Source organism: Acidovorax sp. (assembly GCF_046339755.1).
GTDB lineage: Bacteria > Pseudomonadota > Gammaproteobacteria > Burkholderiales > Burkholderiaceae_C > Acidovorax.
The window spans coordinates 1-11,235 of the sequence record NZ_JBKDTZ010000381.1; the positions used below are offsets into that span (position 1 = coordinate 1).

Here is an 11,235-nt window from a genome sequence, read left to right on the forward strand (position 1 = left end):
TCCCTGAGGAGAGATTGGCCGACTACCCCGCCGTCCCCCTCTGCGACGACTCCCCCCCCCTGGCTGCGGCACCGGGGCCTTCTCGCTGCGGCAAGACCGGCAATGCCGCACAACAAATTGACCCCGGCCTGCCCAAGGACCACCACCGGCACGCCTACCCCGGCCATCTTTTCGGCCCGCGCCTTGGTCACGGAAGGCTACACGGCCACCTCATCCCGTTCGAGCTCTAGGACGACGCCAGCAAGGCACGCGGCGACGCCCAGATCTTCGCCAACGAGCGCGAAGACGTTCTCCCAGCACTTCGTGCACAAGTTCGACGACTCCTTCCGCATTGAGCAGGTGCAGAGTTCGCTCAGTTCGTGTTCTTCATCGGCTTCGCTGACACCGTCCAGCGGAACTCGCGCACTAAATCGCTAAATACCTCGCAAGCGTAGCTTAGTCGGCATTCGCTCATGGGCCCCCGGAGTTCGCAGCTCTGGGGGCTTCCTTTTTGACGGGCGCAAAAAAACCCGCCGAAGCGGGTTTCGTTTACTTCCTTCTAGTACCCCAAGCAGCTCGATAGTGGAATCTCACTGGAAACCACTTCCCGTTGCGGGAACGATGATGCGGACACACTGGCACGGGCTTATCGGAGGTGGGTAGATCTAGGCTATTTTCTTCATTAGTCGTCATTTATTTTTCCTTTTTTTGAAAAGTTAGAAAGCCACGCCGCAACGCCGGGTTTAGATGGCAAGATAGCGTGAGTCGTTGGGCATTGAATACCCGAAAGATCTGCTGCAAAGCCTGGTGAGAGGCCGAGCGAAAGCACACGCGCATCAGCAATGCGGTGAATGATTTCTAAAGAATTGGATTGAGCCCGAACTTCAGTCAGCGCATGGGCTGATGGGCGATGAGAGCAGACATGGCCACAAATGAATTCAAAGAACTCCCTTGCGAACCATAATGTAATTATACCACACAAACACCGAAAATTCAAGTTAATCTTGCTTCCGATAAATCCGAAACTACTCTAGGGAATAGGAATGAACAGGAAGTCAGACAAAAGAGGTCATGAGCCGGACGGATACGAGAAATGGGAAAGCCTAAAGATCAGCACCCTGGTGGAGGATGCTCAGAAGCGAACCGGTAAGCAGTTCGTGAACCTGGAGGATTATTTGGCAATGAAACTCAGACATCCCCTGTACCGAGACGAAGCCCTACCCCTCAATGCCACCGGCGTTCTAAGATTGCTAGGCATAGAAGACACTAGCAAGATACTCAGGACCAGGGCACACAACTGGTTGAAGAAGAACGGCTTCGAGCGGTACGAGGCTGCGTACAACTTCAGAGTCGCACTTGTGGACAAGGCTAGGTCTGGCTACATAATCATCTAGAGGATGATGAACAGCCTGAATGGGTATCGATAGCAAGCAAATAGTCAACCGAACTAACCAACCAACCTACCCAACCTGCCAATAGCGCTTTCTTTAAAAAATACTTGATTAATCGTAGATTTCGAGAAACAACGCACGATTACACAGGCAAAAAAGTGACGTTAAAAACACGTCAATAATCATGCGCCATAGCACGATTTCATGACGATTCCTTGCAAACCATGAAGGAATCCAGCACAAAACACGTCAATTCCAGTCGTCATTTCCCCAGTTGATTGTTTGATACGCAGTATCTCACCCTTGCAACCAGCTGGTACCCGTCTACCAAATGAACGCATGGTGCGTCATCTACTGACGCCATGGGGATGGAAGCAGAGTTGTTCAACCAAGTCTTGCAGCGCGTGGATTATTCACATCCAGCAAACTTTACAAAATACCTTGACTTGACTTCTTAGCCACAAGACATCCTGATCCTCAAACAATAGGTGGAGTCTATGGAACGACCTCTGATCCGATTACATGTAGGATTCTTGCAATCAGGACTGCAACACTGGCGCAACCCTTCACCAGAGCGGTTTCACCAGACGTAGGTAGTAGACAGGGTACTCCATGCTGCACTGGGCCCCAGGAGGTCAGGCGCACTGGAAGTCAAGCAATGGTTTGCAAACGAACAACCTGTGAACCATCTGGATGAAGGAACACCGCAGTGAATAGGTGCGGGGCAATGCTCAGCAAGACACCAGATGAAGCTTGGTGCCTGTGGATGGTTCAAGGTGCACCAGCTGGTTCGATGGGGACGATAGAGGGAACCAGGCAGCTGTGAGGTTGCATCACAAAGTGCTTGACCTTTTGCCAGGGTTCATGAGACCCGCCAACGACCCTGGTTAGTCACCATCTATTGCACCAAGATTCAGGGCAATCTATTCCACCGACCGGAGTTAACTATTCTCTGTCGCCCCTCTCTGCGTCTGCAATTTCTTTGGGAATAAGCCACCAGCTGCCCTTCTTCGCTGGGACGAGGCGTTCGATAGAGATACTGTTCAGCTCATCCGCGGGAACGCTCGCGACATCAGGGTCGGTAGGCGCTTGATTAAAAGATTTTAGATGCTCAACGAGCTTCCGCTCGGCCTCGGGCGATAGCTTCATCGTTGCTTCTTTGGAAGGCGCTGGTGCGTGCTTATTCCATAGTGCGACACACAATTCCGAGGCATCGCCTAGTGGACGAGGGGCAAATTTGTGCAGCCCAACTTCACGGTCTTTTTCGGGAACTGCCATAAGCTCACGGTTTATTCTTGCTAGATCACTTTTTAGATCTGGAGCCCAAACGAAACTCTGTTGGGCCGTCAAAAATTCCGGCGCGCAGAGCTTGTGAAGTTTGTCTCCTGACACGAACACGTGACAAAAAGGCAGATAGAAAAGGTATGCAATGTCTGCTCTGTTTGAGGGGCGAGCCGAAGAAATAAGATTCGCAGCCAACGCTATCTGGAAGAAAATTTCCACCATCAGCACATGTGCTGCATAGGGAGCATACATCGCAAGGGATGGAAAACCGGCTTGAGACCACCGATGAATAATCTCCCCTTGCAGACCATGCGGAACATTCACAAACGAAAAAAGTAACGCTATCTGTTGCTCGGGCTCGAAGCGGGAGTGAACAAGACCTTTCGCAATTCCAGCCGCATCCTTGACAGTCTTGCAGGTTTGAGGGGTGATTCCAAGCGCTCGCATCCGCCCGGCGACTTCCGGAAGATTCAACTGGGCAAGCATTGACCGCCATTCGGAAGCTGCATCGTGCTCGATCTGGTGGAATTTCATCTTCTGCCAGCGATTGAAAGACTCAGCTTCTGGCGAGTTTTCAAAAACCACTCCCGGCTTCCCGCCCGCTCCACGGACGGGCCGCCCGCCAGCGACCGGAATTTGTCCAACGCGAGGGGCCTCAAATCCTAGTAGATTTGAAATGCAAAGCTGCCCATGATGGATGCAAGGTGCACCAGACATAACAGGGGTTTTGTTCGCGATAATGCGAACTTCATCTTCTGGGCTACGGTCTTCGTCTTTTCTCTTTTTCGCTAGATCGGCTAAGGTCTCAACGTAAAAAATCGGACAAATCACCGAGAGGAAGAAATGGTCGAACCAGACCGACTCGTCAAGAGACAAGGACTGCAAGAACGACTTGTCGAATAGCGTTACTGGACCCATGATCCCTCCTCAACGTCAAGAAACCTCAATCAGTTGACATACTCGTCTTCACTAAAATAATCTGGAAAACGTAGCTTGAGCATCGCGACATCTGCAAGCTCAAAGACAGAAAAGTGCGCTGTGTAGCGGTCAAAGGATTTCCACTGCCTGCTTCGCGAGAAATTCCCCTCGGCATCAACGTCAATCTCATAGTTCAGCTGCTCATAGATCGCTATTACAAAATCCTTGAAATTCTTTTTGAGAAAGCTAGCTAACTCAGCCACTTGCTTGCCATCAGCATCGTCAAGGTCCTGGAAGCCAAACTTGGCCTCAAAACCAGGCGGGCCATCAACATTTTCGCCTTCTACTTTTCTAAACTTAATGTCCATAACTAAACTCCTCAAGGCAATGGTGCCATAAAAGTAAAGTTTTTGACTCTTGGCATAGCCAACAGTACACTGTGTTTTTAAACAGCACCTACGTGACACTGCCAGGCACCTATACCCCCGGCCGAGCCTCCCCAGGCAGCGACGCGGACTGCGCGCTGCGGGCGCGTGCTGGCTACCCTGGTGTGGTGTTCCGCCTCCGCTACCACGGCATCTACCTGCCGGTGCCGCTCATCAAGCGAAGGCCCGTACCCCAGGGCTTGGTGGTCAGCCAGGAGATGGACTCCAACCAGTGGCACATGACCTTCACGGCCATCACGGGCCATCCGAGCCCCCTACTGCCCGTGCTACGGACGCACAGCTACGCAAGCGCGGCGACGATGGCATGGTGCTTGTGGATGGCAGAGAGTGGGATGACGGGTATCTGGACCGATGGCCACAGACGTGGCTCATCGCGCCGTCCATGGACCTCGGCGAGCTAGCCCTGGAGAACATGGCCGGATGGCTACAAGCCCGCTACCGGGGCAAGTACGGGCGATAGGCCGGTCAATGAATGCCCGCGTCCTCAGGTTCTCGGTGATCCAGCCTTGCAGTCTCATCCTTCATCACCGCCAGGTATTGAAGCAGCAGTTTGGATGCTTCGGCGCGCAGCAGGTGGACCACAGCAAGCTGCCCAGGCTGAGCCTCATGGTCGTCTGCGCGGACGTAGTACATCAACAGTGCGTTGGCATCGCGAACATCTTCTTCGCTCGCGAGCCAGGGATGAAAGGCGTCTGAAGCGCTCGTCATCACATTCCCCATGTGTGCCAGAAGCTGATTGGGCAAGAGCCCGGTGGTCGCCGCACGGGGGCGGCCAGATCAGGAAGGCCACCAGTATGCGCCGATGGCCTCGAAAAGTCCTATACAGCCGTCAAAGCTGCGTGGCTTCGTCTCGCCGCCGTAAGCACTGATGTGAGGTACCCACGAAGGTCACATTGCGAGCGCCCTGCCAGTTCCCGAAGCTCTTCGTCGGTGAGTTCGTTGCCCTGCAATCCTCCGCGTCGCAGGGTAGCGCGGCCAACCTGTACCAGGTCGTCGGGGCTCGCCCGATTCATCGGTATCGCGATACATCGGCTCATAAGAGCTTTGCTAAATTTCGCAGAGTCATTGGCTGTAAGGATGAACACAACATCTTCAGTCTCCCGCTGCGTCATAAGTCCCTTCAGGGTGCCTATTGATTGCTCGGTCAGCTCATCGACCTCGTCAATGATTTCGTAGCGCAGCCGCTTTTGGTCCGAGTACAAGCCTCCCCGAGCGCGTTGGAGGATAGGTTGAGAAACTTGACTTCCCCGCATACCTTGCGTGCACGTGGTCGTCTCCGTATAGCCTGACTTCAGCAGGCCACCAGAGATCCCTGCTCGATACCTTGGACTAGTCTCAAGTAGTTGTGGCAAAAATTGGGCAAGCGCACTTTTCCCGGTTCCCGGCATTCCGGAAAGCAGCAGCGCCCGCTTTTGCTCGGGAAAAGGGGTATGCCCTTCCACAATGTCGTCCAGAGCTTGCCGCGCTGATGGGTCTGAGAAAACGAAGTCGTCTAGTGAAGTTGGTTTGAATGTCATTGTTGCGGTCCGCAGTTGTTGGTTGGGAGGGGTTGCCCCCTCCCCATAGGTCAGTGATTGGTGCCCTTGGCTGACTCGCTCGTCTCGGCGTGGAAAGCCACCTTTGCGGCTGTCACCGCCTTTTCACTGCGGACTACTGCTTTGATCTCAAGCTCGCCCGTATCCAGGTAGGTCCCAATCAGTACGAAGGACTTCCCAGAGTCATAGCTGTTGAATCGGACGTGCTCTGCGGGCAACCTGACCTTGTCAATCGTTAGCGTCTCCCGGAACAACTTTTCTACCTTGTCGTTGGATTTGGATACCGACTTTCTAGCCGATGCTTTGGCGTGGTAAGACTTGACGCGTTCCACGCCACCGTTGTCATGAATCCACCGCGCCAATTCGCTCGGGTCCACCTTTTCTCTGTCGGCGGCGGAGAGTACCGAGGAGTAGACCGAGGATTTCCTGCGCAACTCTCCCTGCTCGTCCTCGGACGCCTCCTTGTAGCTTCCCCCGCTCAAAACAGACACCTTTACCAGCCTGGCCAGAAATGTCGTCTTCGCTTGGGTGATTGCGCCGGTTTTTTGAAGCTCTTCTTCAACAGTCTTCTCGATCAACGCCTGCGTTTGTTTGTCCTCCATTTCATAGTCGCGATACATCTGGTACGGGCCGAATGCAAGCGCCTGATAGAGGGCGAACTGGCTCCTGCCTACTGTTTGAATGGCGCCTTGCACTTTTGCTCGGTCACGAGATAGACGCTCTCCGAACTCTGCTGCCCTCCGTTCTGGTCCGCTTTCTGAGGGACCGGGCTTAGGTGCGTTAGTGAGATTGAATCCTTGTGCTTGCATGAGTTAACCCTTCGATTTTTTCGCCGCTACGTTCAGCGGAAGTGCTGGCTGCGTGTCGTCGATGGGTCCACTGTCTCATGTAGATAAAATGATGCCCAGCCTATAAAAAAACTTAACTTTTTTATCTACGTACAAATCACATGGGTATTCAACAAAAGCGCCGACGCCAGCTGGCGACCCCGTTTCGATCACTGGCAGGCGAGCGGTACCCATACTGGTTACTATTGGTGTTGCTCAGGCTCAGTCCGACTTACGAGTTAGCGCGCAGGCATGAGTTGGGCCTCATGAGTGCCGCGGATCACCTGCCAAGTGACTTCGAGCAAGTCCTAGCGACACGAGGACTGCTGGGCGACCCTACCAAAACGTTTGAACGATGGTGGTTAGACCATGGGATCGGTGCTTTCGGTCCACAGCATCAGTCACGGATACACAGTCTCGGATTCGTTTCTGGTGGTTGCGAGGGAACTCCGGACGAATTGGACACGCTGTCGCGACTCACCAAGACCTATTTGGAGCAGGGTCGCAAACTCGACGGACTGCCGCCCTCCCTGATCATGGCTATACCAATTAATGTCGAAGGCATAGAAGAAGAGGTCAGTAAAGCAATCAAGCTCATGCGCGACGCCGCAGAGGTAAAGCCAAACATTCCTGCGCAGAGAATCCAGCCTCTCCGCACCAAAGCTGGAACGATCAAGGTCGAGCCACTGGGAGTTCACCTTGATCGAATGCTGACCAAAGTGTTTTGGGACCAACACAACTGGGAAATCGAGGCGACGTTTCAACCAGCATCTGACGACGCTCGAGAGATGAACTCCTCAGACCCATACATACGCGAAGACGCGCGCAGGAACTTGCGACAGATGCTCAGCCAAAGTCTACGCACCACCATCCGGTATGCAGAAAACGCCGCGAGGGGACGTTTTCCAAGCCATGCACCTGTGGAGTGTCCTGTGTACAGCTACGACGAGATTCGTGCAAGGCTGGAGTCAATTCCCAACTGGTACGCGCCTCCACGCCGGAAGGGCGAGGTCCTAGACCCAAAAACCGTGTTCACTTTCTAGAATGCAACGACACAGCTGGCAGCCCTGAATCATCGATTTTTTACTGCTATTCGGCGGTTTTCCACCCGTTGTGATCAATAGAGGGTGGGCGATGAAGCCCTGGAGAACTGACATGGAAGACCTGACTTTTGAAGCAACATCACCCCTGCAAGCCCTGAACTACCTCAAGCTTGCACGCCACCACCCAGAACAAAACAGCCAGCTGATTGACGCTGCGCTCGACTATTTGGAGCCCTACTTTGAAGAGAGCTTGGCACTGAGCAGCGCAGACAAAGCTCGCATTCGCGAAATCCTGTTCGGTCTCGCAGTACAGGGAGAAGCGGAATGAGCCCCGGCGTAGCATTGGCGCTTAGAGCCCATCAGGAGCGCCGCCAAGCGGAACTGTCCAGGGACTTGGCAAAACGTGATCTTGATGCGGCTGCCTGGGGCCTTGCAGATGCGGAGGCAGACCTTGCCAAGCACATTGCCCAGGAGACCTTTTTGAAAGGCGCGCTGAGCGACGATGAGCAGGCCGAGTTGCTGTTGAAATACCTCACAAGTCCGTGAGGGGCGAGTTAAAGCCCTACCACACGGCCATGCCGTCGGGGTAGTAGTCCAGATCTTCCACGCCCGCAACGTTGTACACGTACTGAAGGCCAATGACTGCCGTCAACAACTGGTTCGCTTGGGCGGTAAAACCGTACTTCACGGGGATCATCACAGGCTTGTGGAGCGGGCGTCGATTGCCCTCGATGAAAAGGTAGCCTATAAAATTTTCCTTGGACTGGTGGAGTTCGATGCACACATGCACCGCGAAGCCGTACGCTTCTTCATGAATCTGCTCGAACGAAACCTCAAAGATCAGCCCGTCTCGCTCTACGTTCGCAAAGCCACTTAGAAGCACCAACTCCTGCTTGTTCGCAAAGGATCGACGGAGTCGCGGCTCGTTCCACCCCTGCTTCGAATAGAGCTCTTCAAGCTCCTGCTTCGTGAATGTCACTGCGAAAGTCTCCTTGGAATGGTATGTAGCTAGATGTAAGATTCTGGAATGTACTCACATGAAGTCTTGGCTTTGGCCCAATCGCTCTCCAACTTGACGCCATCTCAACGGGCATGGGTGGGCGGGGTAACACGACAGTTCCAATTGTCGGCGACATTCGAACGCAACCCGCAGTCTGATCTGATCACAGAGCCGATCTTGCATTCGCTCGGTGATGCGCTTCGAATTCACCACGCCTTCAGTCGCCAAGCCCTGAGCAAGGACCGCTTCGAGCACGCATTAGAAAAAGTGATGGTGTTAAACGGTGTCGACGCGGCCTTGGCTACAAGTAGGACCAACCGGGGTCACGACATAACCGTGAATGGATACAGGATCAGTCTGAAGACAGAAGCTGCTGCGAACACCCGCGAGTCGCATCTCAACATTTCCAAGTTCATGGAGCTTGGTCGTGGAGCGTGGGAATTGCCACTTCTCCGCGACCTATTTCTCGAGCACATGCTGGGCTATGACCGCGTCCTGCAGTTCAGGTGCCTTCCATCGCCGGCAGGCTTTCACTCGTATGAGCTCGTGGAAATTCCTAAGCTCATCCTTATGCAGGGGAAGGATGCACAACTTACGATCTCAGAAGATTCACGCCAGAACCCCAAACCAGGCTACGGGAACGTATTTGATCCAACTTCGGGTGCATTGATGTTCCAGCTCTATTTCGACGGCGGGACGGAACGCAAACTTTCGATCAAGCGGATTGACAGACGGTATTGCGTTCTGCATGGCACTTGGAAATTTGGTTCAGCGCCTCTTGAGTAACCTCTCACGCGCGAGTTCTGCGTAGTCTGCATTAAGCTCTACGCCAGTGCATCTACGTGCGAGTTCATTGCACACGACACCAGTTGTTCCCGAACCGAAAAACGGGTCAAGCACCCGGTCACCTGGCTGTGAACCAGCTTGAACGCATAAGCGCACGAGCTGCCGTGGGTACACGGCAAAGTGGGAGCCTGGATACGGCTCAGTGTTGATGTTCCACACAGTCCGCCGATTTTTCGCCTTCTGCTTCGGGTCAATCGCTGGCTCAAGAATGGCACTGTGGTCGTAAAAGTATTTTTCGCTTTTTGTCAGCAGGAACACGTACTCGTGAGATCGAGTGGGTCGGTCTTTTACCGATTCAGGCTGACAATTTGGCTTATTCCAAATGATGTCGGTACGTAGATACCAACCATCCTCTTGCAAAGCCAGCGCGAGCCGCCAAGGTACCCCAATCAAGTCCTTAGGTTTCAGGCCTTCCGGTGTGTCCGCGCGATAAGACATCCCCCGGCCTTTGTTTTTTGCGTCTACATCGCGCCATGTACGGCCGCCGCTTGTGTAGCTATCCCCGACATTCAGCCAAAACGTCCCGTCATGCGTGAGAACGCGCCTCACTTCGCGGAATACCGCGACAAGGTCCTTGATGTAGTCGCGAATGTCTTTCTCGGCACCAATCTGCCCCTCAGTCCCGTAGTCACGTAATCCCCAGTAGGGAGGCGACGTGACACACGTCCGGAAAGTTTCATCTGGGAAGCTTTGCAGCACCGTCCGCACGTCTCCCACGACGATGTCAGCCAGATTGTGAGAGGCGTCTCTGATCTCAGGCCGTGGGGCGTCGGATTCTTCAAATAGTTCGAGAAGGTGGCTCATGATAGTAGTGTAGTTTTGCTGAGACGCCCCCAACAGGAGCGAAACCTCTTGTTGATTGCGGTTGATCTTACTGGCAGGGGGGCAGTTCCTGGGCCGGTGACTTGTTCAAGATACCCGCTGCCTTCTCCGCTGCGGCCATGGGTGTGACATGCAGGTAGACCATGGTGGATTGCAGCGATGCATGGCCTAGCTGGGCCTGTACTTCAACGATGTTCAGTCCCCCCTGCAGCAACCGGGTGGCGTTGGTATGGCGGCATGTGTGGAGCGTGACCTTGCCCAGGTTCACGTCGATCCCTGCTCTCGCGCACGCGGCCTTCATCCACTTGTAGGCATTGTTGTGCTTGCGCTTCGTGGGAAACACCCACTCATCCGAGGCTTCCAGCTTGCGGCGTTCCAGGGTAGCTTTCATGCGATCCGTCATCACGATCGTGGTGTCAGTCCCGCCTTTCTGCCGGTAGATGAGCACTGTGCTCTGGGCGAACGAGACTTGCGACCATTTCATCCGCGCGATTTCTCGGTAGCGAGCCCCGGTGTCCAGCAACATCGCGACAAGGTCGCAATTGGTCTGGCGTGCACGGTCAGTGCGGTAGCACTTCCCTGGGTACTTGGCATTGGGATCAATCGCCGCAAACAACTTCGTCTCTTCCTCTTCTGTGAGATAGCGGAGGCGGGTCTTCTCAGGCTTGATCCGCTCGATCTTGGGTCCCGTTGACCACTTCTTGCCCTCAGCGAAGCGCACCAGCGCAAGCCAGTACGAGGACATGACCGCCAGGGTGTTGTGGGCTACACCTGCCTGGCGCCTCTGCTCGATCACCTCCAGAACCGCGTGCTCCTGCACGTCAGCGAACTTGTCGTTTGGCAACGATAAAAAGTGGCCGAGGTGGCCTTTCGCGCTTTGCCACCCTGGCTTGCCTTTGCGCTCATCCAGAAACGCCTTGATGACCGCGTGGAGCCCCATGGGCTTGTTGCCGACCACGACAACTTCGCGGATGGCATCGGCCTCCCACAACGCGGCCATTTGCTGGGCAAGCTTGAGATCGTCGGTCTTGGTGGATTTGAAGAAGGGATGACCGTCGATGGTCTTGCGCCAGTGATAGACGCCCTGCTTGCTCATTGTCAGACTCATGTGCACCTCAGTTTTTAGCGCTGCGGGGTGCAGCGC

The 11,235-nt window shown here is 54.3% G+C and carries 13 protein-coding genes; 5 read left to right on the forward strand and 8 right to left on the reverse strand.

Features of this window, described 5'->3' with window-relative positions; genetic code table 11:
* The first annotated feature begins 1,022 nt into the window (after nt 1-1,022).
* The gene (locus tag ACK59X_RS32660; protein ID WP_409963320.1) at nt 1,023-1,373 is read left to right on the forward strand and encodes a hypothetical protein; all 351 of its coding nucleotides are present in this window, start codon (nt 1,023-1,025) and stop codon (nt 1,371-1,373) included.
* Nucleotides 1,374-2,315: 942 nt separating this feature from the next.
* Here the strand turns inward: ACK59X_RS32660 and ACK59X_RS32665 are convergent.
* From ACK59X_RS32665 to ACK59X_RS32685, 5 genes are all read right to left on the reverse strand, one after another.
* Nucleotides 2,316-3,572: a hypothetical protein gene (locus tag ACK59X_RS32665; protein WP_409963322.1), complete on the reverse strand. Its 1,257-nt coding sequence runs from the start codon at nt 3,570-3,572 to the stop codon at nt 2,316-2,318.
* Nucleotides 3,573-3,601: 29 nt separating this feature from the next.
* Nucleotides 3,602-3,940, reverse strand: a complete 339-nt coding sequence (locus tag ACK59X_RS32670) for a hypothetical protein (protein ID WP_409963324.1) — start codon at nt 3,938-3,940, stop codon at nt 3,602-3,604.
* A 543-nt stretch (nt 3,941-4,483) separates the two neighbouring features.
* A complete protein-coding gene (locus ACK59X_RS32675) occupies nt 4,484-4,726 on the reverse strand; it encodes a hypothetical protein (RefSeq protein ID WP_409963326.1) in 243 nt (80 codons plus the stop codon).
* Between the two features lie 110 nt (nt 4,727-4,836).
* Nucleotides 4,837-5,535, reverse strand: a complete 699-nt coding sequence (locus ACK59X_RS32680; protein WP_409963327.1) for an AAA family ATPase — start codon at nt 5,533-5,535, stop codon at nt 4,837-4,839.
* Nucleotides 5,536-5,585: 50 nt separating this feature from the next.
* Nucleotides 5,586-6,362, reverse strand: coding sequence for a hypothetical protein (locus ACK59X_RS32685; RefSeq protein ID WP_409963329.1), 777 nt, complete (start codon nt 6,360-6,362; stop codon nt 5,586-5,588).
* A gap of 284 nt (nt 6,363-6,646) precedes the next feature.
* Here ACK59X_RS32685 and ACK59X_RS32690 point away from each other — a divergent pair, with 284 nt between their 5' ends.
* The 3 genes from ACK59X_RS32690 to ACK59X_RS32700 all read left to right on the forward strand — a co-directional run bounded on the left by ACK59X_RS32690 (nt 6,647) and on the right by ACK59X_RS32700 (nt 7,969).
* On the forward strand, nt 6,647-7,423 hold the full coding sequence (locus ACK59X_RS32690; protein WP_409963331.1) for a hypothetical protein: 777 nt from the start codon (nt 6,647-6,649) through the stop codon (nt 7,421-7,423).
* Nucleotides 7,424-7,535: 112 nt separating this feature from the next.
* Nucleotides 7,536-7,751, forward strand: coding sequence for a hypothetical protein (locus ACK59X_RS32695; protein ID WP_409963333.1), 216 nt, complete (start codon nt 7,536-7,538; stop codon nt 7,749-7,751).
* Entirely contained in the window at nt 7,748-7,969 is a 222-nt protein-coding gene (locus tag ACK59X_RS32700) for a hypothetical protein (RefSeq protein ID WP_409963335.1), read from the forward strand. The genes ACK59X_RS32695 and ACK59X_RS32700 overlap by 4 nt, the downstream gene beginning before the upstream one ends.
* A 16-nt stretch (nt 7,970-7,985) precedes the next feature.
* Here ACK59X_RS32700 and ACK59X_RS32705 read toward each other — a convergent pair whose 3' ends face one another.
* On the reverse strand, nt 7,986-8,402 hold the full coding sequence (locus ACK59X_RS32705) for a hypothetical protein (RefSeq protein WP_409963337.1): 417 nt from the start codon (nt 8,400-8,402) through the stop codon (nt 7,986-7,988).
* A 48-nt stretch (nt 8,403-8,450) separates the two neighbouring features.
* Between ACK59X_RS32705 and ACK59X_RS32710 the strand changes: the two genes are divergently transcribed.
* Entirely contained in the window at nt 8,451-9,209 is a 759-nt protein-coding gene (locus ACK59X_RS32710; RefSeq protein WP_409963339.1) for a hypothetical protein, read from the forward strand.
* Here ACK59X_RS32710 and ACK59X_RS32715 read toward each other — a convergent pair.
* Together ACK59X_RS32715 and ACK59X_RS32720 are read right to left on the reverse strand one after the other, a co-directional pair.
* Nucleotides 9,192-10,073 carry a DNA-methyltransferase gene (locus tag ACK59X_RS32715; RefSeq protein WP_409963341.1) on the reverse strand — a complete coding sequence of 294 codons (882 nt, stop codon included), beginning with the start codon at nt 10,071-10,073 and terminating at the stop codon, nt 9,192-9,194. The two genes, ACK59X_RS32710 and ACK59X_RS32715, sit on opposite strands and share 18 nt — an antisense overlap.
* Nucleotides 10,074-10,140: 67 nt before the next feature.
* A partial coding sequence (locus ACK59X_RS32720) for a tyrosine-type recombinase/integrase (RefSeq protein ID WP_409963343.1) occupies nt 10,141-11,235 on the reverse strand: 1,095 nt, incomplete at its 5' end.